Origin of the sequence: Sphingomonas sp. BE138 (assembly GCF_031456125.1) — a bacterium.
Taxonomy (GTDB): Bacteria; Pseudomonadota; Alphaproteobacteria; order Sphingomonadales; family Sphingomonadaceae; genus Sphingomonas.
Genome location: NZ_JAVDUC010000008.1, coordinates 70,445 through 90,537, shown reverse-complemented (window position 1 = coordinate 90,537; position 20,093 = coordinate 70,445). Strand labels below are relative to the sequence as shown.

20 protein-coding genes are annotated in these 20,093 nt (G+C 71.0%); 6 read left to right on the top strand and 14 right to left on the bottom strand.

Going from position 1 to position 20,093, the window contains the following annotated elements:
- Positions 1 to 17 precede the first annotated feature (17 nt).
- Genes J2Y58_RS11890 through J2Y58_RS11880 form a run of 3 tightly spaced genes read left to right on the top strand, consistent with a single transcriptional unit; the run spans position 18 to position 3,195 of the window.
- A complete protein-coding gene (locus J2Y58_RS11890) occupies positions 18 to 704 on the top strand; it encodes a SapC family protein (protein WP_310103318.1) in 687 nt (228 codons plus the stop codon).
- Positions 701 to 1,738, top strand: a complete 1,038-nt coding sequence (locus tag J2Y58_RS11885) for a cupin-like domain-containing protein (protein ID WP_310103316.1) — start codon at positions 701 to 703, stop codon at positions 1,736 to 1,738. The genes J2Y58_RS11890 and J2Y58_RS11885 overlap by 4 nt, the downstream gene beginning before the upstream one ends.
- Entirely contained in the window at positions 1,735 to 3,195 is a 1,461-nt protein-coding gene (locus J2Y58_RS11880; RefSeq protein ID WP_310103314.1) for a tryptophan 7-halogenase, read from the top strand. The genes J2Y58_RS11885 and J2Y58_RS11880 overlap by 4 nt, the downstream gene beginning before the upstream one ends.
- Positions 3,196 to 3,375: 180 nt before the next feature.
- Here J2Y58_RS11880 and J2Y58_RS11875 read toward each other — a convergent pair whose 3' ends face one another.
- Positions 3,376 to 4,311, bottom strand: a complete 936-nt coding sequence (locus J2Y58_RS11875; RefSeq protein ID WP_310103313.1) for a phytoene/squalene synthase family protein — start codon at positions 4,309 to 4,311, stop codon at positions 3,376 to 3,378.
- Between the two features lie 9 nt (positions 4,312 to 4,320).
- Complete coding sequence (locus J2Y58_RS11870) at positions 4,321 to 4,902, bottom strand: TIGR00730 family Rossman fold protein (protein ID WP_310103311.1); 582 nt, start codon at positions 4,900 to 4,902, stop codon at positions 4,321 to 4,323.
- A 5-nt stretch (positions 4,903 to 4,907) separates the two neighbouring features.
- On the opposite strand from J2Y58_RS11870, the gene J2Y58_RS11865 reads away from it, so the two are divergent.
- Positions 4,908 to 5,432, top strand: a complete 525-nt coding sequence (locus J2Y58_RS11865) for a hypothetical protein (protein WP_310103309.1) — start codon at positions 4,908 to 4,910, stop codon at positions 5,430 to 5,432.
- On the opposite strand, the gene ung is transcribed toward J2Y58_RS11865, so the two are convergent.
- The 5 genes from ung to sucC all read right to left on the bottom strand — a co-directional run bounded on the left by ung (position 5,359) and on the right by sucC (position 10,097).
- Positions 5,359 to 6,075 carry a uracil-DNA glycosylase gene (gene ung / locus J2Y58_RS11860; RefSeq protein ID WP_405053096.1) on the bottom strand — a complete coding sequence of 239 codons (717 nt, stop codon included), beginning with the start codon at positions 6,073 to 6,075 and terminating at the stop codon, positions 5,359 to 5,361. The genes J2Y58_RS11865 and ung overlap by 74 nt on opposite strands.
- Positions 6,072 to 6,731, bottom strand: a complete 660-nt coding sequence (locus J2Y58_RS11855) for a peptidylprolyl isomerase (protein WP_310103307.1) — start codon at positions 6,729 to 6,731, stop codon at positions 6,072 to 6,074. The genes ung and J2Y58_RS11855 overlap by 4 nt, the downstream gene beginning before the upstream one ends.
- A 174-nt stretch (positions 6,732 to 6,905) precedes the next feature.
- On the bottom strand, positions 6,906 to 7,835 hold the full coding sequence (locus J2Y58_RS11850) for an electron transfer flavoprotein subunit alpha/FixB family protein (RefSeq protein WP_310103305.1): 930 nt from the start codon (positions 7,833 to 7,835) through the stop codon (positions 6,906 to 6,908).
- 109 nt (positions 7,836 to 7,944) lie between these two features.
- Complete coding sequence (locus J2Y58_RS11845) at positions 7,945 to 8,694, bottom strand: electron transfer flavoprotein subunit beta/FixA family protein (protein WP_310103303.1); 750 nt, start codon at positions 8,692 to 8,694, stop codon at positions 7,945 to 7,947.
- A 203-nt stretch (positions 8,695 to 8,897) separates the two neighbouring features.
- Positions 8,898 to 10,097 carry an ADP-forming succinate--CoA ligase subunit beta gene (gene sucC / locus J2Y58_RS11840; protein ID WP_310103301.1) on the bottom strand — a complete coding sequence of 400 codons (1,200 nt, stop codon included), beginning with the start codon at positions 10,095 to 10,097 and terminating at the stop codon, positions 8,898 to 8,900.
- Between the two features lie 270 nt (positions 10,098 to 10,367).
- On the opposite strand from sucC, the gene J2Y58_RS11835 reads away from it, so the two are divergent.
- Both J2Y58_RS11835 and J2Y58_RS11830 read left to right on the top strand, forming a co-directional pair.
- The gene (locus tag J2Y58_RS11835) at positions 10,368 to 13,088 is read left to right on the top strand and encodes an ATP-dependent DNA helicase (RefSeq protein ID WP_310103300.1); all 2,721 of its coding nucleotides are present in this window, start codon (positions 10,368 to 10,370) and stop codon (positions 13,086 to 13,088) included.
- A gap of 16 nt (positions 13,089 to 13,104) precedes the next feature.
- Positions 13,105 to 13,644: a histidine phosphatase family protein gene (locus J2Y58_RS11830; protein WP_310103298.1), complete on the top strand. Its 540-nt coding sequence runs from the start codon at positions 13,105 to 13,107 to the stop codon at positions 13,642 to 13,644.
- A gap of 1 nt (position 13,645) precedes the next feature.
- Here the strand turns inward: J2Y58_RS11830 and J2Y58_RS11825 are convergent, their stop codons facing one another.
- From J2Y58_RS11825 to J2Y58_RS11795, 7 genes are all read right to left on the bottom strand, one after another.
- Positions 13,646 to 14,329 (bottom strand): GIN domain-containing protein, encoded by a 684-nt coding sequence (locus J2Y58_RS11825; RefSeq protein ID WP_310103296.1) that lies wholly within the window; start codon positions 14,327 to 14,329, stop codon positions 13,646 to 13,648.
- Positions 14,317 to 15,021, bottom strand: a complete 705-nt coding sequence (locus J2Y58_RS11820) for a head GIN domain-containing protein (protein ID WP_310103294.1) — start codon at positions 15,019 to 15,021, stop codon at positions 14,317 to 14,319. The genes J2Y58_RS11825 and J2Y58_RS11820 overlap by 13 nt, the downstream gene beginning before the upstream one ends.
- A 117-nt stretch (positions 15,022 to 15,138) precedes the next feature.
- On the bottom strand, positions 15,139 to 15,672 hold the full coding sequence (locus J2Y58_RS11815) for a CarD family transcriptional regulator (protein ID WP_294197714.1): 534 nt from the start codon (positions 15,670 to 15,672) through the stop codon (positions 15,139 to 15,141).
- Positions 15,673 to 15,869: 197 nt separating this feature from the next.
- Positions 15,870 to 16,859, bottom strand: a complete 990-nt coding sequence (locus J2Y58_RS11810; protein WP_310103291.1) for a proline iminopeptidase-family hydrolase — start codon at positions 16,857 to 16,859, stop codon at positions 15,870 to 15,872.
- A gap of 5 nt (positions 16,860 to 16,864) precedes the next feature.
- Complete coding sequence (gene fdxA, locus J2Y58_RS11805; protein ID WP_058754475.1) at positions 16,865 to 17,206, bottom strand: ferredoxin FdxA; 342 nt, start codon at positions 17,204 to 17,206, stop codon at positions 16,865 to 16,867.
- A gap of 13 nt (positions 17,207 to 17,219) precedes the next feature.
- Entirely contained in the window at positions 17,220 to 17,558 is a 339-nt protein-coding gene (locus J2Y58_RS11800) for an RNA-binding S4 domain-containing protein (protein ID WP_310103288.1), read from the bottom strand.
- Entirely contained in the window at positions 17,555 to 20,041 is a 2,487-nt protein-coding gene (locus J2Y58_RS11795) for a helicase-related protein (protein WP_310103286.1), read from the bottom strand. Before J2Y58_RS11795 ends, J2Y58_RS11800 begins: the two co-directional genes overlap by 4 nt.
- Between the last annotated feature and the right edge of the window lie 52 nt (positions 20,042 to 20,093).

The following is a 20,093-nucleotide window of genomic DNA, read 5'->3' as shown; positions in this document are numbered from 1 at the left end:
TTGGAAGAATGCACGACATGACCTTCGTGACGCTCGACAATGTCGACCATGCCGACCTGACGGTCGCGGTGCGCGCCGGGGCGGCGTTCGGCGACCACGCCAACCTGCTGCCGATCATGCCCGCCGAGTTCGAGGAGGCGCAGCGGGAGTTCCCGATCGTCTTCCGGCGGGACACCGCGGGGTTGCGCGCGTTCGTGCTGCTGGGCCTCGATCCGGGAGAGAACCTGTTCGTCGAGGGCGAGCGCTGGACGACGCGCTACGTGCCCGCGATCCAGCGGCGCGGGCCGTTCGCGCCCGGTTCGGACGACGCGGTGCAGATCGACCTCGACGATCCGCGCGTCGCGGCGGCGGACGGCGTGCCGCTATTCCGCGACCATGGCGGCGACGCGCCGTATCTGACGCACGTGCGCGCCGCGCTCGACATGCTGCGCGAAGGGGCGCAGCATGAACGCGCGATCCTCGCCGATCTGGAGGGGGCGGGGCTGCTGCGCGACGTGACGCTGCGGATCGATCTGGGCGATGCCGGGGGGTATGAGGTGGCGGACGTGCTGGCGGTCGATCAGGCGGCGCTGGCGGCGTTGGGGGGAGCGGTGCTGGAGCGGCTGCACGGCAACGGGCTGCTGCGCGCGGCGACGATGGCGGCGGCGTCGCTGGGCAATGTCGAGCGGCTGGTCGAACTGAAGACGCTGAAGGACGCGCGGTGAGCGCGGCGGAAACCGCGCCGATCACCGCCCGGCGGGTGCGCGAGATCGCCGCCGACGATCCGGCGGCGCGCGACCTGGCGGCGCTGGTCGCAGGCGGCGCGCCGGTGGTGGTGCGCGGGCTGGTCGCGGACTGGCCGCTGGTGGCGGCGGGGCGCGCGGGCGCACAGGCGGCGGTCGATTACCTGCTGCGCTTCTACAACGGGCGGCCGGGCGCGGGATATACCGCCGAGCGGACACGCGGCGGGCGCTATTTCTACGACGACACGCTGACGCGGATGGATTTCGTCGCGGAGCGGGTGGCGCTGGACGACTATCTCGCGCGGATGCTGGCGGCGCAGGGGCACGAGGGCGCGCCGAGCTTCTATATCGGGTCGACCGATCTCGAGCAGTTCTTCCCCGGGCTGGCGGCGGAGAATATGCTGGCGCGGGCCGATTTCGCCCGCGTGCTGCGCAGCATCTGGATCGGGACGCGCACGACCGCGCAGGCGCATTACGACATGTCGAACAACATCGCCGCCTGCGCGGTCGGGCGTCGGCGGTTCACGTTGTTCCCGCCCGAGCAGGTCGCGAACCTGTATCCCGGTCCGCTGGAGCCCACCCCGGGCGGGCAGGTGGTGTCGCTGGTCGACTTCCGCGCGCCCGATCTCGCGCGCTTTCCCAACTTCGCGGCGGCGCGCGAGGCGGCGCAGGTGGCCGAGCTGGAGCCGGGCGATGCGGTCGTCTACCCGGCGCTGTGGTGGCACCATGTCGAGGCGCTGGCGCCGTTCAACGTGCTGGTGAACTATTGGTGGAACGACGCGGCGGCGTTCATGGACACGCCGATGAACACGCTGCTCCACGGGCTGCTGAGCCTGCGCGACCGGCCGGCGGCCGAGAAGGACGCGTGGCGCGCGCTGTTCGATTATTACGTGTTCGGCGACCCCGCGCGCCCCGCGGCGCATCTGCCCGCGGCGGCGCAGGGGCCGCTCGCACCGCTGGACGAGGCGCGCGCGCGGCGGCTGCGCGGCGATTTGCTGAGGAAGCTGAACCGATGACGGCAGTGCGGCGGGTGGTGATCGCGGGCGGCGGCACCGCGGGGTGGCTGGCGGCGGCGATGCTGACCAAGCAGCTGGGCGGGATGGTCGATGTCGTGCTGGTCGAATCGGAGGAGATCGGCACCGTGGGCGTCGGGGAATCGACGATCCCGACCGTGCGCGCCTTCCACGACATCATCGGCGTCGACGAACGCGACTTCGTGCGCGCGACCGGCGCCAGCTTCAAGCTGGGAATTTCGTTCGAGGGCTGGTCGCGCCCCGACGAGCGCTACATCCACTCGTTCGGGACGATCGGGCGCTCCACCTGGATGGCCGACTTCCACCATTTCTGGCTGGAGGCGCGCGCCAACGGGCAGGCGGACGAGATCGGGCGGTATTGCGTCGAGCACGAGGCGGCGCGCGAGGGACGGTTCGCAGGCGGCGACTCAGGCCTGAACTACGCTTTCCACTTCGACGCCGCACGCTACGCCCGTTACCTGCGCGAGCGGTGCGAGGCGGACGGGCTGACCCGCGTCGAGGGCAAGATCGCGCGCGTCGAGCGTGACGGCGAGGGTGGCGATATCGCGGCGCTGGTGATGGAGGACGGCACGCGGATCGCGGGCGACTTCTTCCTCGATTGCACCGGATTTCGCGCGCTGCTGATCGGCGACGCGCTGGGGGTCGGCTACGAAGACTGGCGCCAATGGTTGCCGACCGATCGTGCGATCGCGGTGCAGACGACCGCGACCGGGCCGGCCGTGCCCTACACGCGCGCGATCGCGCATGACGCGGGGTGGCAATGGCGCATCCCGCTCCAGCATCGGCTCGGCAACGGGATCGTCTATGCCAGCGACTATCTGAGCGACGACGCGGCGCAGGCGCGCCTGCTGGAGAGCGTCACGGGAGAGACGTTGATCGAGCCGCGCGTGATCCGTTTCCGCACCGGCCGGCGCGTGCGCGCGTGGGAGCGCAATTGCGTGGCGCTGAGCCTGGCGGGCGGGTTCGTCGAGCCGCTGGAATCGACCAGCATCCACCTGATCATGATCGCGCTGACGCGGTTGTTGCAGCTGTTTCCGTTCGATGGCGTCAGCGCGGCGGCGGCGGCACGCTTCAACGACATGGCGCAGCGCGAGATCGAGGGCGTGCGGGACTTCATCATCCTGCACTACACGCTCAACCAGCGCGACGAGCCGTTCTGGCAACGGATGCGCGACATGCCGCTGCCCGATTCGCTGGCCGAGCGGATCGCCTTGTTCCGGGAGAGCGCGCAGGCGTTCCAGGCGAGCGACGAATTGTTCACGGTGACGTCGTGGGTGCAGGTGATGCTGGGGCAGAAGCTGGCGCCGCGCGCGCACAACCGCGTGGCGCGGATGATGCCGGCGGGGCGGTTGCAGCAGACGCTGGGACAGCTGGCGGCGAACGTTACGGGCGCGGTGCGCGGGTTGCCGATGCATCAGGCGTATCTGGACCGGGTGTAGGTGCGCGGCGGCCCGCACTCCTTCGCACGTCATTTCCGCCACCTCCGTCATTCCCGCGACTGCGGGAATCCAGAACCTCTGCCGTCTAGCTTCTATCGACGGACCTGTGCGTCTGGATTCCCGCCTGCGCGGGAATGACGGACGTCGGATGGCGCTTTCGCGAGAATGGCGGAGGAGCAATCAGCGCGGGCGGGTCCACAGCCGCGGATCGCGCGGGGTGTTGGGGAGCGCTTGGCGTCGCGCCGCCTGCACGCCGGCGCGGGCGATCCATGCGAGCTTTGCCGCCTTCGAGGTCGTGACGCGGTGGTCCCAGGCGTGGCGACCGCGGGCGGCGACCGCGCGTGCGATGTCGCCGTAGATACCCGCCGCCGCCAGCACCGCCCAGGCCGAGCGAAACGACAGCGCCTTGGTGCCGATCCGGGCGCTGTCCTCATGCGCCTGCGCGCGCGTCGCCAGCCGCTTCGCAAGCACCGCCAGCCGATCGCGATACGGCGGCTTCATATGCTGCCCGGGCGGCATGTCCATCTCGACCAGCCAGTCGTCGGGCAGGTAGCAGCGGTCGACGCGCGCATCCTCCTCGATATCGCGCGCGATATTGGCGAGCTGGAAGGCGAGCCCGAGGTCGCAGGCGCGGTCGAGCGTCGCCTCGTCGTCCGGATCGACCCCCATCACCACCGCCATCAGGCAGCCGACCGCGCCGGCCACGTGGTAGCAATAGCGGTAAAGGTCGTCCTCGCTGCGCGGGTGCCAGTCCTCCGCATCGAGCTGGAAGCCGTCGATCACGTCGTGGACGAAGCGCCGCGGCAGCCCGGTCTCCCGCGCGACCAGCCCGAGCGCGTCGAACGCCGGGTCGCCGGTCGGCTGCCCGTCGAGCGCGGCGTCGGTCAGCGCGCGGACGCGGGCGACACGCGCGCGGGCATCGGTGACGATCGTGCGGTCGTGGCCATGGTCCTGCCCGTCGACGAGGTCGTCGCACGCGCGGCACCAGGCGTAGAGCAGCCACGCGCGCTCGCGCACCACCGGTGCGAAGAGCGTGGAGGCGGCGGCGAAGCTCTTCGACCCGCGCGCGATCGAGGTGCGGGCGGTGTCGACCAGCGCCGCGCGGTCCTGCGTCACCGGTCCCCCTTACAGATCCGACGCGGCCATGCGCACGATCGGCTGCGTCGGCACGTGCGCGGCCATGCGGTCGAGCAGGCCCTCCAGCGTGTCGTCAACGATCAGCAGCTCGCGATGCTGCGCGCGCAGGAAGCCGACCTCGCCCATCTTCTCCCAGAAGGCGACGATCGCGTCGTAATAGCCGCGCGCGTTGAGCAGCCCGACCGGATCGGCATGGTAGCCGAGCTGTGCCCAGCTGAGCGCTTCCCACAATTCGTCCATCGTCCCGGTGCCGCCGGGGAGCGTGACGAAGCCGTCCGACAGGTCGGTGAACATCTGCTTGCGCTGGTGCATGCCGGTGACGACGTGCAGTTCGGTGAGGTTGCGGTGCGCGACCTCCGCATCGACCAGCGCCTGCGGGATCACGCCGATCACCTCGCCGCCGGCCGCCAGCGCCGCATCGGCGATCGCGCCCATCAGCCCGAGCCGCCCGCCGCCATAGACGACGCCGATGCCGCGGGTGGCGAGCGTGTGCCCGACCGCGCGCGCGAGATTGAGGTAGAAGGGATCGGCGGGCGTGGCGGAGCCGCAGTAGATGGCGAGGCGCTTCATGGGGCATGCGCTACGGGATCGGTGCGGGCGGGGCAATGGCGGGCAGGCGCGGCGCGTTGACGCCGGGCACCCGCGGGTCGCATCAGCGGATGGTGACAAGACCCGGCAAGCAACGCCTTGGTGCGATCGTGCGAGCGACGTACGCGCTGTGCCTGGCCGGCGCGACGCTGATCCACTGGCGGATCGTGTACGATCACGGGCTCTTCTGGGATTATGGCGGGGTACCGATCGCGAGCGCCGCGTTCTGGACCGCGCTGTCGTTCCTGGATCCGGCCGCCGTCGTGCTGCTGTTCGTTCGCCCGCGCTGGGGCGTCGTCCTGACGGGGGCGATCATCGTCACCGACGTGATCCATAACCTGTGGATATCGATGCGCTTCGACCCCTCCGCGCTGGTGCCCCGCCTGTTTGCGCAGGCGGCGTTCATGGTGTTCGTGCTGCTCACCGCCCGGCTGGCGTTTACGTCAGCGGGGGCACGCTCCAGTCGACCGTGCCGCGGCCGTTCGCCGCCAGGAAGGCGTTGGCGCGGCTGAAGTGCTTCGAGCCGAACCAGCCCTTGTAGGCCGACAGCGGGGAGGGGTGCGGGGCGGCAAGGATCAGGTGGCGCTCGGCGCCGGTCGCGGCGATCAGCGCCGACTTGGCCTGGGCATGCGCGCCCCACAGCATGAAGACGGTCGGCGCGGCGCGCTCGGCGACGGCGCGGATGATCGCGTCGGTAAGCTGCTCCCAGCCGCGCCCGCGATGCGCCGCGGCACGCCCCGCCGCCACGGTCAGCACGGTGTTGAGCAGCAGCACGCCCTGCCGCGCCCAATGTTCGAGGAAGCCGTGCGCAGGGACCGCGATGCCGAGGTCGTCGGCGAGTTCGCGGTAGATGTTGACGAGGCTGGGCGGCGGCTTGACGCCGGGGCGGACCGAGAAGCTCAGGCCGTGCGCCTGCCCGGCGCCATGATAGGGGTCCTGGCCGAGGATCACCACGCGCACGTCGGGCAGCGGGGTGAGCTCCAGCGCGCGGAAACGGTCGGCGGCGGGGGGGAAGATCGTCGCGCCGGCGGCCTCCTCGTCGGCGAGGAAGCGCGCGAGCGCGGCCATGTCGTCGCCGGCCAGCGTGGCCGCGAGCGCGGCGCGCCAGCTGGGATCCACGAGCGGGTCCACCACGGGGCCGGGCACCGGCGTCATCCGTCGCGGCGATGCTCGAGCAGCCACGGGCGCGGGCGGCCGGTCGGCCTGGGCGTGCCGTCGAGGCGGATGGTGCGCTCCACCACCACCGGGCGCAGGATCAGCGTGCCGTTCATCTGCTGACCCGTCGGCTCGGCAAGGATGCGGCGGACGGTCTTCTGGCCCGCGACGACGCGCCCGAAGGCGGCATAGCCGGGATCGCGCGGGCTCCAGTCCATGTACGCCGCCGGGCCGACTGTAATGAAGAAATTGCCGTTCGCCGAGCCGGGGGGACCTTTCCGCGCCATCGAAATCGTCATGTCGAGGTGGCGGATGCCGGTCTTCTTCGTCGATTCGTGCGGGATCGTGTCGAGGAAGCGGCGCGCGTCGGTGCGGATGCCCGACTGGATGAAGCCGGTGCCGGGCGCCTTCCTGCTGCGCGCGGTGCGGTAGAAGCTGATGCCGTCGAACCGACCGTCGTCGACGTAGCGCAGGAAATTGGCGGTGGTGACGGGGGCGTGCCGGCTGTCGAGCGCAAGGACGATCGGGCCGTCGGCGGTTTCCATCCGGACGCGGACCCAGCCGGGGGTGGCGCGATCGGCGCGCTGGGCGGCGGCGGGAGCGGCGGCGGAGACGAGCGGGGCGAGGAGGGCGAGCAGCGGAAGGAACGGGCGCATGCGCGCGGATGTACGGACGGGGGCTGAGGTGCGCAACGGCTGCCGGTCATGGCCTTGGGGGTGCGACGCGGGAGCATGTCCCGCGTCGCACGACGTCAGACGGCGCTGCAGCGCCGCTGGCCGGTCGAGCTGTTGCGGAGTGGCTTTGCCCTCCGCACCGGCTCGCGGGCGAGCCTACAACTTCGCCGTCAATTCCGGGACGATCGTGAACAGGTCGCCCACCAGCCCGAGGTCGGCGACCTGGAAGATCGGGGCGTCCTCGTCCTTGTTGATCGCGATGATCGTCTTGGAATCCTTCATGCCGGCCAGGTGCTGGATCGCGCCCGAGATGCCGACCGCGACGTAGACTTCGGGTGCGACGATCTTGCCGGTCTGACCGACCTGATAGTCGTTGGGGACATAGCCCGCGTCGACCGCGGCGCGGCTGGCGCCGACCCCGGCGCCGAGCTTGTCGGCGAGCGGCTCGATGAGTTCGTGGAACTTCTCGCCCGAGCCGAGCGCACGGCCGCCCGACACGATGATCTTGGCGCTGGTCAGCTCGGGACGCGTCGAGGCGGCGATCTCCTGGTTGACGAAGGTCGCCAGACCCGTGTCGCCGGTCGCGGCGACCGCCTCGACCGTACCCGAACCGCCCTCGGCGGCGGCCTTCTCGAACGCGGTGCCGCGCACGGTGAGCACCTTCTTGGCGTCCGCGGTCTTGACGGTCGCGATCGCATTCCCGGCGTAGATCGGGCGCGTGAACGTGTCCTCGCCCTCGACCGACAGCACGTCGCTGATCTGCATGACGTCGAGCAGCGCGGCGACGCGCGGCGCGACCGCCTTGCCGGTGGTGGTCGCGGGGGCCACGAACGCGTCGTGATGGCCCATCAGCGCGACGACCAGCGGCGCGACGTTCTCGGCCAGCTGGTGCGCATAGGCCGCGTCGTCGGCGACATGGACCTTGCCGACGCCGGCGATCTTGGCCGCGGCCCCGGCGACCGCGCCGACGCTGTGGCCGGCGACCAGCAGATGCACCTCGCCCAGCTTCGCCGCCGCGGTAACCGCGGAGAGCGTGGCGTCCTTGACGGTCGAACCGTCGTGTTCGACCCAAACCAGAGTCTTCATCTTTGACCTCTCACTTCCGTTCGCCCCGAGCTTGTCGAAGGGCGCGTCCCGGAACACGTGCTTCGACAAGCTCAGCACGAAGGGCGGGGTAAGTGCTTCCCGCCTGCGGTTACTTCGCGATCCCCATCGACTTCAGCCGGTTCGCCAGCTCGTCGACGTCGGCGATCTTGACGCCCGCCTGGCGCTTGGCCGGCTCGGCGACGCTGACGACCGTCAGCCGCGGGGTCACGTCGACGCCGAAGTCGGCGGCGGTCTTGGTCGCCAGCGGCTTCGACTTGGCCTTCATGATGTTGGGCAGCGAGGCGTAGCGCGGCTCGTTGAGGCGCAGGTCGGTGGTGACGATCGCGGGCAGCTTGAACGTGTCCGTCTCCAGCCCGCCGTCGACCTCGCGCGTCACCGTGACGGCGTCGCCGCCCAGCTCGACCTTCGATGCGAACGTGCCCTGGCCCCAGCCGAGCAGCCCGGCCAGCATCTGCCCGGTCTGGTTGTTGTCGTCGTCGATCGCCTGCTTGCCGAGGATCACGAGGCTCGGCTGTTCCTCCTCGACGATCTTCGCCAGCAGCTTGGCGACGCCCAGCGGCTCGACCTTGGTCTCCGAGGTGACGAGGATCGCGCGGTCGGCGCCCATCGCCAGCGCGGTGCGCAGCGTGTCCTGCGCCTTGGGCTCGCCGATCGAGACGACGACGATCTCGGTGACCGTGCCCTTTTCCTTGAGGCGGATCGCTTCCTCGACCGCGATCTCGTCGAAAGGATTCATGCTCATCTTGACGTTGGCGAGGTCGACGCCCGACCCATCCGCCTTCACGCGCGGCTTCACGTTATAGTCCAGCACGCGCTTGACCGGCACCAGCACCTTCATTGCGCTACTCTCCTCAATCTCCAGCGGCTGCTACCTGACGTTTACGTAAAGATCAAGCTCAGGTAAGCTCGGCAGCCGTTCCCATGGGGTGGATAAAGCCTCAGGCGGCAGAGATGTCCATCACGATATGCCGAGGCCCGGGTACGCGAAGGGCGGGACCGGCATGCCGATCCCGCCCCGCTGTCGCTGGATGCGTGTAAAGGTCAGGCGACCTTCTTCACCTCGGCCACGATCTTCTGCGCGGCGTCGCCCAGGTCGTTGGCGGGGACGATCGCAAGACCCGAGGTCGACAGGATTTCCTTGCCCTTGTCGACGTTCGTGCCCTCCAGCCGCACGACGAGCGGCACCGACAGGTTCACTTCCTTCGCCGCGGCGACGATGCCCTCGGCGATGATGTCGCACTTCATGATCCCACCGAAGATGTTGACGAGGATGCCCTTCACCGCCGGATCGGCCAGGATGATCTTGAACGCCGCGGTCACCTTCTCCTTGCTCGCGCCGCCGCCGACGTCGAGGAAATTGGCCGGGAACATGCCGTTCAGCTTGATGATGTCCATCGTCGCCATCGCCAGGCCGGCACCGTTGACCATGCAGCCGATATCGCCGTCCAGCTTGATATAGGCCAGGTCGTACTTCGACGCTTCCAGCTCGGCGGCGTCCTCCTCGGTCTCGTCGCGCAGCTCGGCGAGATCCTTGTGGCGGAACATGGCGTTGCCGTCGAAGCCGACCTTGGCGTCGAGCACCATCAGCTTGCCGTCGTCGGTGACCGCGAGCGGGTTGATCTCGATCTGCTCGGCATCGGTGCCCAGGAACGCGTCGTACAGCTTCGCCGCGACGTTCGCCGCCTGCTTGGCGAGGTCGCCAGTCAGCTGCAGCGCGCCCGCGACCGCGCGGCCGTGGTGCGGCTGGAAGCCGGTCGCCGGGTCGACGTCGATCGAGTGGATCTTCTCGGGCGTGTCATGCGCCACCGTCTCGATGTCCATGCCGCCTTCGGTCGAGGCGACGAACGAGATACGGCCCGACGCGCGGTTCACGAGCACCGCGAGGTAGAACTCCTTGGCGATGTCGACGCCGTCGGTCACGTACAGGCGGTTGACCTGCTTGCCGGCCTCGCCGGTCTGGATCGTCACCAGCGTGTTGCCGAGCATTTCGGTCGCGGCGTGGCGCACCTCGTCCTCGGTCTTGGCGAGGCGGACGCCGCCCTTGCTGCCCTCGGGAAGCTCCTTGAACTTGCCCTTGCCGCGGCCGCCGGCGTGGATCTGCGCCTTGACGACGTAGAGCGGCCCCGGCAGCTTCTTCGACACCTCGACCGCTTCCTCCACGCTCATCGCGGCATAGCCGGCGGGCACGGGGACGCCGAATTTCGCGAGCAGTTCCTTGGCCTGATATTCGTGGATGTTCACGGGGGCTCTCCCAGGTGCAGCGATAAAATCCCCGCAGCCTAAAGCACAGCATGGCACACGAATCCACCCTTTATCGTTTCGCAGCTGCGATGCAATTGCAATAAAGGTGTTTAGAGGCGACTGATTTCGCGGATCATCCGGTTCGTGCTGAGCCTGTCGAAGCACGTGAACGAGGCGCTTCGCCTGCGGCACGTACTTCGACATGCTCGGTACGAACGGAGCGGGCGATAAGATCGTGGCTGGTAGTTGCTCTTTCGTTCCCGAAGGATCATGTCCGCTGACGTGATCCGGCTTCCGCATCCCGCGCTGCATGCCAGCCATTCCGGCATCTGGGTGGCGGATGACGACGGCACGCGCGCGTTGTCGCGCGGCGAGGCGATCCGGCTGGCGGCCGACACGCCGCTGATCCTGCTCAACGCGCCGCTGATCGGGCAGCGGCTGGGCTATGCCGAACTGTCGGGGCTCGACCTGCTCGAACTGTTCGCCTTCCTGCACCCGGCGCGCTTCATGGTGCCGACACCGAAAGGCGTGGCGGATGCGTGCGGCATGACGCCGCCAGCACGCGACGACGACGTCGCGGGGTTCCTGCGCGCGGCCGCCGAGCGGATGCTGGCGGTGACCGCGGGCGAGTGGCCCGAGCGCGAGGGGGCGTGGACCGCGGCACAATCGCTGATGCGCGCGCGCTGGGCATGGGCGCCGCTGGTGAGCCCCCGCATCGCCAAGCCGGCGCAGAACGAGCGCTGGCTGTTCGCCAAGCTGCCCGAATGGGAGGAGGTCGCGCCGCGCCCCGCGCCGCGCAGCGTAACGCTGGAGGAGCGCGCGGTGCTCGACCGGCTCGACCGGCTGACGGGGCAGGGAGCGGAGCCGCGCGCCGGGCAGCGCGCCTATGCCGCCGCGGCCGGCGCCGCCTTCGCCCCGCGAATAGCGCGCGAAACCCCGAACCTGATGCTGGCCGAGGCGGGCACGGGGATCGGCAAGACGCTGGGCTATCTCGCACCCGCCAGCCTGTGGGCGGAGCAGGCGGGCGGGGCGGTGTGGGTGTCGACCTATACCAAGGCGCTGCAACGCCAATTGGGGCACGAGACGCGACGGCTGTATCCGGACCGGCGGCTGCGCAAGGCGAAGGTGGTGACCCGAAAAGGCCGCGAGAATTACCTGTGCCTGCTCAACCTCGAGGATGCGTTGCAGGGCGGGTTCGCCGGCCGCGCGGCGATCCTGGCGCATCTGGTCGCGCGCTGGGCCGCCTATACCGACGATGGCGACATGGTGGGCGGCGACCTGCCGGGCTGGCTGGTGGCGCTGTTCCGGCGCAACGGATCGGCGGCGCTGACCGACCGGCGGGGCGAGTGCGTCTATGCCGGGTGTCCGCATTATCGCAAATGCTTCATCGAGCGTGCGGCGCGCGCGTCGGCGGAGGCCGATCTGGTGATCGCCAACCATGCGCTGGTGATGGTCAACGCGGCGCGCGGGCGCGAACTGGCGACGCGCCCGACGCGCTACGTGTTCGACGAGGGGCATCACCTGTTCGATGCCGCGGATGCCATGTTCGGCACCGCGCTGACGGGGGCGGAGACGATCGAGCTGCGGCGCTGGATCGTCGGGCCGGAGGGGACGTCGCGCGGGCGGCGGCGCGGATTGCAGGCGCGGCTGTCGGATGTCGCCAGCTATGACGAGCAGGGCGGGCAAGCGGTGGCGGACATCGTCGGCGCGGCGCAGGCGCTCGCCTCCGACGGCTGGCTGGCGCGGGTCGCCGAGGGGCAGCCGTTCGGGGCGATCGAGGCGTTGCTGGGCGCGGTCCGCGGGCTCGCCTATGCGCGCGCGGAGGAGCGCGGGGCGGATGCCGGCTACGGGCTGGAGACCGAACTGGCCGAGCCCTCGCCCGAGCTGATCGAGGCCGCCGCCCCCGCCGCGCACGCGCTCGACGCGTTGGTGCGGCCGATGGTGGCGCTAGGCAAGCGGCTGGAGGCGGTGCTGGCGGAGGGACCGGACTGGCTCGACGGACAGGCGCGTGCGCGGGTGGAGGGGGCGATCGCGTCGCTCGGCTGGCGTGCGGAGACGGTGGCGTCGTGGCTGGCGCTGCTGGCGCGGGTCGGCGGACCGGCGGATCCGAAATTCGTCGACTGGCTGGCGGTCGACCGCGTCGAGGGGCGCGAATACGACATCGGGCTGCACCGCCGCTGGCTCGACCCGACGCTGCCGTTCGCGGAGACGGTGCTGAAGGGCGCGCACGGGGCGCTGGTCACCTCCGCCACGCTGACCGCGGGCGGCGACTGGGACACCGCCGAGGCGCGCGTCGGCGCGCCGCATCTGCCGCGCGCGGCCGGACGCTTCCAGGTCGAGTCGCCGTTCGATTACGCCGCGCGCGCCGAGGTGGTGATCGTCACCGACGTGAAGCGCGGCGACATCCCCGCGCTCGCCAACGCCTATGCGCGGCTGGTGGAGGCGAGCGAAGGCGGCGCGCTGGGACTGTTCACCGCGATCCGGCGATTGCGCGCGGTCCATGCGCGTGTCGCCGACCGGCTGGCGCGCGCCGGGCTGCCGCTTCATGCGCAGCATGTCGATCCGGTCGATACGGGCACGCTGGTCGATATCTTCCGCGACGATCCGCACGCCAGTCTGTTCGGTACCGACGCGCTGCGCGACGGCGTCGACGTGCCCGGCCATTCGTTGCGGCTGGTGGTGATGGAAGGCGTGCCGTGGCCCAAGCCGACCGTGCTGCATGCCGCGCGGCGGCTGGCGGGGGGTGGGAGCGCCTATGACGACCGGATCGTGCGCGCGCGGCTGGCGCAGGCGTTCGGACGGCTGATCCGGCGCGGGAGCGATGCCGGGCTGTTCGTCTTGCTGTCTGCGGCGATGCCGTCGCGGTTGCTGGACGCCTTTCCGCCCGGCGTGCCGGTGACGCGCGTGCCGCTCGACGAGGCGGTCGAAAGAGTGAAGCGGCGGCTTTCCACCGTGCCTAACATGGGGCATGACGCCGCCCTCGACGCCTGATGGAGACCATCGCCCCGTGAAGACGCTGACGCTGCTTCGCCACGCCAAGTCGGGCTGGGACGATCCGGTGGCGCGCGATTTCGACCGGCCGCTGAACGCGCGCGGGCGTCGTGCCGCGGTGGCGATGGGGCGGCACGTCCGCGCGCTGGGACTGCACTTCGACCGGGTCATCGCCTCGCCGGCGGTGCGGGTGATCGAGACGGCGGCGGAGATCGAACGCGGGCTGGGACGTGCGCTGTCGCCGGCGTGGGACCGGCGGTTGTACCTGGCGTCGGCCGCGACCCTGCTCGATGTGGTGCACGAGGGCGCGGACGAAACCGGGTCACTGCTGCTGATCGGGCACAATCCGGGGCTGGAGGAGCTGGCGATGCTGCTCGTGCCCGATGATGCGGGGGGGCTGCGCGATGCGGTGGAGGAGAAATATCCGACCGCGACGCTTGCCGAGATCACCTTCGACGGCGACGACTGGGGCGCGGTGGCGGCGGGTCGGGGGCGGCTGATCCGGTTCGTGCGGCCACGCGACGTCGACCCGGCCTTGGGGCCGGACGGGGATTGACCTAACAGCGCACGGCGGCCGGCTTCGCGGCGCGGATCGTGCATTGCGGGCGGCCTTCGACGCTGACCTGCGCGTCGGGGCCGGCGGTGACCTGCGCGGTCGAGCGCGCGGCGGCGCGGATGATGATGTCGCCGGCGGCCTGGACCTGCGCGCGCTCGGCCAGCAGCCGGCCTGCGTCGAGCGTGCCGGGGCCGTTGCCGGCGAGCCGCACCTCGCGCGCGCGGCCGGCGGCGGTGATCGTGCCCTCGCCGACCAGCGTCGCCACGAAGGTGTCGGCGTCGACCCGCGCGATCGTGACGTCGCCCGCACCCGCCACCGAGACGCTGGCACGCGCGCCGCGCAGTGCGTCGACGGTGACCGTCGCGGGGGCGAAGAGCGCGAGCGTGTCGAGCCGCGGCGTCGCGACCAGGATCTCGGCGGGCATCCCGGCGGCGAGCGGTCCCTTGCGCAATGCGCGGATCGTCAGCGTCGCGCCATCGGTACGCAGGTCGAGCGCATCGAGCACCGCGCGATCGGCGCCGGTCGCGCGCACGCCATTCCCGCCGCCGGTGACGATCCGCACCTTGACCGGCGCCTCGACGCGCACCCGCTCGACGCTGCCGACCGGCCAACGACGCTCGGCCGCCTGCGCGGGCGCGGACAGCAGCGCGGCGGCGAGAACAACGGGCGCGATCAGCCGCCGCACCGCACCTCGCCCGACCCCGCCTTGCGGACGGTGCAGCGCGCGTCGGGGCCGAGATCGACGTCGCCCGAGCCGACCGACGAGACCGTCGCCGGTCCGCGCACCGTGGCACGGACATCGCCCGATCCGGCAACGCGGACCTCGGCGCGCGTCGCCACCAGCGACCCCGCGCTCAGATCGCCCGAGCCCGCGATGCTCACGCGCAGCGTCTGCGCGGCGCCCGCCGCGGCGATGTCGCCGGACCCGGCGATCGACAGCGACAGGTCGCCCGCCTCGACCTGCGCCAGCCGCAGGTCGCCGGACCCCGCAAGCGCCGCCTCGAAGCGCTGGGTTCGCACGCGATCGACCGACAGGTCGCCCGATCCGTTAAGGGCGACGGCGGTCAGCACCGGCAGCGTGACATGGATGCGCGCCTCGCCGCGCGCGGTGGTCCAGTCGCGCGACACGATCAGGCGGTCGCCCTTCTTCGAAATCCGCAATTTGTCGAGGATCGCCGGATCGCCCTCGGCGCGGACCGAGAAGTCGCCGCCGACGCGCACGTCCACATCGTCGCTGCCCGCCAGCTGCACCGCGGTGAAGTCGCGCAGGTCGTAGCTGCGCGTGCTGCCGGTGCCCTGCGCCGGCGCGGCATCCGCGTCGTCCCCCGCACCGCACGCCATCAGCGGAACCAACGCCAGCAAGGCCGCCCAACGCATCGCGCATCTCCCTCGATTGTGTATTGCATCATTAATACACGGCGGCGGGGCGCACAAACGAAAAGAGGCGACCGTCGCCGGCCGCCCCTTCCGCACGCAACAGGGGTGGTGACCGCGTCAGGCGGGCACCTTCTCCTTGTTGTAGATGGCCGCGGCCTTGCGGAGGATCTCGAGGATCTTTTCCTGCGCGGCGGGCTCGTCGATCTGCTCCATCGCGGCGAGCTCGCGCGCGAGGCGGCTGCAGGCGCCCTCGAAGATCTGCCGCTCGGAATAGCTCTGCTCGGGCTGGTCGTCGGCGCGGAACAGGTCGCGGACCACCTCGGCGATCGACGCCAGGTCGCCCGAGTTGATCTTCGCCTCATATTCCTGCGCACGGCGCGACCACATGGTGCGCTTCACCTTGGGCTTGCCCTTGAGCGTCTCCATCGCCTCGCGCATCGTCTTGTCCGAGGACAGCTTGCGCATGCCGACCGACTCGGCCTTGTTGGTGGGGACGCGGAGCGTCATGCGCTCCTTTTCGAACCGCAGGACGTACAGCTCCAGCTGCATTCCGGCGATTTCCTGTTTCTGCAACTCGATGACGCGCCCGACGCCATGCTTGGGATAAACGACATAGTCGCCGACATCGAAATGCAGAGCCTTGGCAGCCATGGGTGGCCTTTCCAATGTTGTGGCCCCAATGGACCCGACCCGTGGCGCAAGCGCCGCGATTGAAGGTCGGGCTGGGGCGATAAAGTTGGACGTCTCCGGCGGACGCTAAGGAAGCGCCCGTGCCGGACGTTTATAATCGATCCGCAATAAAATTTCCAGCCTGTTTAGGGCAGCGGCGCTGACAAGCTGGAACTTTTTTACAAGGCGGGCGTGTCATGACGGTGCAGCCAGCCGCGCAGCACGCCGGTCGTCTCCGCCGGACGATCGGACAGCGTGCCGTGCGCGGCACCGGGGATCACCGCCACTTCCGCTCCGCCAGGCACGCGCGCGGCGAAGCCCAGCGCGGTGACGGGGCGCGCCTCGTCATACTGCCCGACCATGAACAGCGTGCGTGCGCCGTCCAGCGTCGCCAGCAGCGGCGTGCCGTCGTAATCGCGCAAGGTACCGGTCGCGACGAACTCGCTCTTGCCCCACATCGTCTCGTAGAGCCGTTGGTTCGAGCCGCGATTGCCCGGCGCACGCGCGGCGTCGCGCATCGCGGGCGGCGCGTCCTCGCGGCGATTGTAGTGGCGGTAGAAGACGGCGGTCGCCGCGTCGCACGCGGCGGGTGCGGGTGGCGGCAGGCGCTCGCACGCCAGCAGCGTGTCGCGGGTCGCGGGCGGCAGCTCGGCGCGGAGCGCGTCGGCGTCGGCGATCCATGCGCGCGTCGCGATCAACGGTCCGCCCAGCACCGTGCTGACCAGCGCGCGCGGACGGCGGGCGGCATATTCGAGCGCGATCGTCCCGCCCCAGCTGATCCCGCAGACGTGCCATCGCGGGACGTTCAGCCCCAGGCGGATCGCCTCCAGTTCGTCGACGAAGCGCGGCACGCGCCAGTTGGCGGGGTCCTGCGGCCAGTCCGAGCGGCCGCTGTCGAGTTGGTCGTAGAGGATCACCGCGCGCTCGTCGGCAAGCGCCAGTGCGTCGAGCATGCTCGTGTGCGTGCCGCCGGGGCCGCCGTGGATCAGTACCAGCGGCGCGCGCGGGCCGTTCAGGTCGCCGTTGACGCGGACATAGACCCGCCCGCCGGGGACCGGGAGCATCGCCTCGCGATCGGGGCGCGGATACTGCGCCTCGCGGGCGAGCGCGGGCAGCGGCGCCAGCGCCGCGGCGCCGCCGGCCAGCAGCGCGCGCCGCGACATCCGCATCGGCGTCAGTCGCCCTTGCCGGGTTCGGGCGAGAAGAACTTGTCGTACTTGCCCTCGACACCCTTCATCTCGTCCGCGTCGGGCGGAGTCTGGTCGAGCTTGCGGGTGACGTTGGGCCATTGGGCGGAGAAGGTGTTGTTCAGCTCCAGCCATTGCTCCAGCCCGCTTTCGGTATCGGGCAGGATCGCCTCGGCCGGGCATTCGGGCTCGCACACGCCGCAGTCGATGCACTCCGACGGGTTGATGACGAGCATGTTCTCGCCCTCATAGAAGCAGTCGACCGGACATACTTCCACGCAGTCCATGTACTTGCAGCGGATGCAGGCGTCGGTGACGACATAGGTCATGGTCGGCTATTCCCTAATTCTCGGGCGCCGCTTTCGCGCCGCTTGGCGCACTCGTCAACGCTTGCGGGTCAGAAACCGGCGCAGCGAGTGCCAGTTCCTGATAACAGCCCTGCGCCTCCGGTGCGGGGCCGCGCCGCCGCGGCAGCGCCTCGATGCGCAGCACGCGCACGCGCCCGCCGTGGAAGAAGGTGAGGATATTGCCGACGCGCACCGGCGCATGCGCGCGGTCGATCGCGCGGCCGTCCAGCCGGAGATGCCCGTCGCACGCCAGCGCCTGCGCGACGTCGCGGGTCTTGGCGAGCCGGGCGAACCACAGGAAGCGGTCGAGCCGCATCGTCTCCGCGTCGCTCATCGTCCGACCAGCCCGGCGAGCGCGGCGAAGGCGTTGGCAGGATCGGGAGCGGCGACCTTGGCGCGCGCGCGGCCGCGCCAGACGTAACGCGGCGGCGCGTCGTCGGTGGCGGCAACCGGGCGGAAGCCGAGTTCGGCCATCAGCCGCGCGATCGTGCCGGGCTCCAGCCCGATCGACACCGCCAGCGCCGGATCGGGTGCGAACGGCGTACGCCCGCCGGGTCCGCGCGCGTCATGCGCGGCGCGCGCGATCCGCTCCACCAGGTCGATCCGCACCGCCTGTCCGCCCAGCGGGCGGAAGCCCATGATCGGCACCGCGCCGGACGCGCCGCGCGGGAGCGCGGTGGCGCCCGCGGGGGGCGCCGGCGGCGGGGTCGTGCCCGCGGCGGCGAGCAACGCACGGCGCCACGCCTGCGCCGCCGGCTTCAGCAGGCGCGGGTCGAACAGGTCGAGCGCGCCGATCGTCACCCGCTGCCGCCGCAGCCAATGACGGTTCCCGCTCGACAGCGCCTCGATCGCGTCGCGCAACGGCAGGCGTTCGGCAAAGCCCGCGCCGGCCTCCATCGCCGCGGCGATGCTGCGCAGCGCGGGGCCCGCGTCGGGGGCGCGCGCGGCGTCGGCCAGCGCCGTGACCGCGGGCAGCGTCGCCGCGATCGTGGCGGCGGTCCAGCGGCGCAGCCGCTCGGTCACCCGCGTCCGCAGCGCAGGGTCGAGACAGTCGAGCGCGTCGTCGAGCACCACTTGCGGGCGCGCGAGCGACGTGCCGCGCGCCAGCCGCGCGACCGCCAGCCCGTCGACCGCGATCGCGCCGCCCTCGACCAGCGCCAACTGCGCGTCGGTGCTGGCGATCAGCGCCTCGGCGCGGCGGCGGCGCTCCCCCGCCAGCCGCTTCTCGGCGGTGGCGAGCAGCAGCCGCTTGTCGTGCGCGCGCGCATCGGGAGCGACGACGAAGCGGAAGCCGTCGAGCCGCCCGATCGTGTGGGTGTCGATCGTCACTTCGCCCTGCGCGTCGATCTCGACCGGCAACGCGCCGACCCCGCCGCCGATCTTGCGCGCCAGCGCGGTGGTGCGCTTGTCGACGAAGCGCTGCGTCAGCCCGGCGTGGAGCGCGTCGGACAGCCGCTCCTCGATCGCCAGCGTGCGTTCGGCCCAGTGCTGCGGATCGGCGAGCCAGTCGGGGCGCTGCGCGATATAGGCCCAGCTGCGGATGGCGGCGATCCGCCCGGCGATCGTCTCGACGTCGCCCTCGGTACGGTCGAGCCGAGCGACCTCGTCGGCGAACCACTGGTGCGGAATATGGCCGTGCGCGAGATAGCCGAAGACGCGCCCGACGAAGCGCGCGTGCGGGTCGAGCCCGAGCTTGGCGAAATCGGGGATGCCGCACGCTGCCCACAGCCGTGCGACGTTGCCGCCGCGCGCACGGTCGCGGACGCCCGGCTCCTCGGCAAGCCGCTTCAGGATCTTGAGGTCGAGCGCCTCGGGAGCGGCGCGCAGCGCGAGATCGTCGGGGCGCTCGGCCAGACTGGCGACCAGCGCCTCGATGCTCGACAGGTCGGGGGTGCCGTTGCGCCAGTAGAGCCAGTCGAGCCGGGGGAAGCGATGGCCCTCGATCGCCGCGACTTCCTCGGGCTCGAACGCATCCGGCCCTTCCTCGGTCAGCGCGCCGAACGTTCCGTCGCGCTGGTGACGCCCGGCGCGGCCGGCGATCTGCGCCATCTCCGCGACGCGCAGGCGGCGCCGCTGCTGTCCGTCGAACTTGTGGAGCCCGGCGAAGGCGACATGACCGACGTCGAGGTTCAGCCCCATGCCGATCGCGTCGGTGGCGACCAGATAGTCGACCTCGCCGGCCTGGAACATCGCCACCTGCGCGTTGCGGGTGCGCGGGGAAAGCGCCCCCATCACCACCGCCGCCCCGCCGCGCAGGCGCCGCAGCATCTCGGCGGTGGCATAGACCTCCTCCGCCGAGAAGGCGACGATGGCCGAGCGGCGCGGGAGCCGCGACAGCTTCTTGGCGCCCGCATAGCTGAGCGTCGAGAAACGCGGCCGCTCGACGATCTCGATGCCGGGCACCAGCGCGCGCAGCACCGGGCGCAGCGCTTCCGAGCCGAGGATCATCGTCTCCTCGCGGCCGCGCGCGCGCAGGATGCGGTCGGTGAAGACGTGCCCGCGCTCGCGGTCGCTGCCCAGTTGCGCCTCGTCCAGCGCGACGAACGCGACCTCGCGCTGGAGCGGCATGCTCTCGGCGGTGCACAGGAACCAGCGCGCGTCCTTCGGCACGATCCGTTCCTCGCCGGTGATCAGCGCGACGCGGTCCGCGCCCTTGATCGCGACGACGCGGTCGTAGACCTCGCGCGCCAGCAGTCGCAGCGGAAAGCCGATCATGCCGCTGGAATGCGCGCACATCCGCTCGATTGCGAGATGCGTCTTGCCGGTGTTGGTCGGACCCAGCACGGCGGTCACGCGGGGTCGGTCGAAAGCCACCATGACCCGCCCTACATCGGATGCGCGGCGCGCGGTTGCAATCGTCGCATGTCAG

Coding starts and splice junctions, on each gene's coding strand:
- J2Y58_RS11815 (WP_294197714.1), bottom strand. CDS start 15,672: ATGGCTGCCAAGGCTCTGCATTTCGATGTCGGCGACTATGTCGTTTAT.
- J2Y58_RS11845 (WP_310103303.1), bottom strand. CDS start 8,694: ATGAAGGTGCTGGTGCCGGTCAAGCGCGTGCTGGACTATAACGTGAAG.
- J2Y58_RS11855 (WP_310103307.1), bottom strand. CDS start 6,731: ATGCGCCCGTTCCTTCCGCTGCTCGCCCTCCTCGCCCCGCTCGTCTCC.
- ung (WP_405053096.1), bottom strand. CDS start 6,075: ATGACGCCGGTGCCCGGCCCCGTGGTGGACCCGCTCGTGGATCCCAGC.
- J2Y58_RS11810 (WP_310103291.1), bottom strand. CDS start 16,859: ATGCGGATGTCGCGGCGCGCGCTGCTGGCCGGCGGCGCCGCGGCGCTG.
- J2Y58_RS11880 (WP_310103314.1), top strand. CDS start 1,735: ATGACGGCAGTGCGGCGGGTGGTGATCGCGGGCGGCGGCACCGCGGGG.
- J2Y58_RS11890 (WP_310103318.1), top strand. CDS start 18: ATGACCTTCGTGACGCTCGACAATGTCGACCATGCCGACCTGACGGTC.
- J2Y58_RS11870 (WP_310103311.1), bottom strand. CDS start 4,902: ATGAAGCGCCTCGCCATCTACTGCGGCTCCGCCACGCCCGCCGATCCC.
- J2Y58_RS11800 (WP_310103288.1), bottom strand. CDS start 17,558: ATGAGCGACGCGGAGACGATGCGGCTCGACCGCTTCCTGTGGTTCGCC.
- J2Y58_RS11820 (WP_310103294.1), bottom strand. CDS start 15,021: ATGCGTTGGGCGGCCTTGCTGGCGTTGGTTCCGCTGATGGCGTGCGGT.
- J2Y58_RS11795 (WP_310103286.1), bottom strand. CDS start 20,041: ATGGTGGCTTTCGACCGACCCCGCGTGACCGCCGTGCTGGGTCCGACC.
- J2Y58_RS11850 (WP_310103305.1), bottom strand. CDS start 7,835: ATGAAGACTCTGGTTTGGGTCGAACACGACGGTTCGACCGTCAAGGAC.
- J2Y58_RS11865 (WP_310103309.1), top strand. CDS start 4,908: ATGCGCTACGGGATCGGTGCGGGCGGGGCAATGGCGGGCAGGCGCGGC.
- fdxA (WP_058754475.1), bottom strand. CDS start 17,206: ATGACCTATGTCGTCACCGACGCCTGCATCCGCTGCAAGTACATGGAC.
- J2Y58_RS11835 (WP_310103300.1), top strand. CDS start 10,368: ATGTCCGCTGACGTGATCCGGCTTCCGCATCCCGCGCTGCATGCCAGC.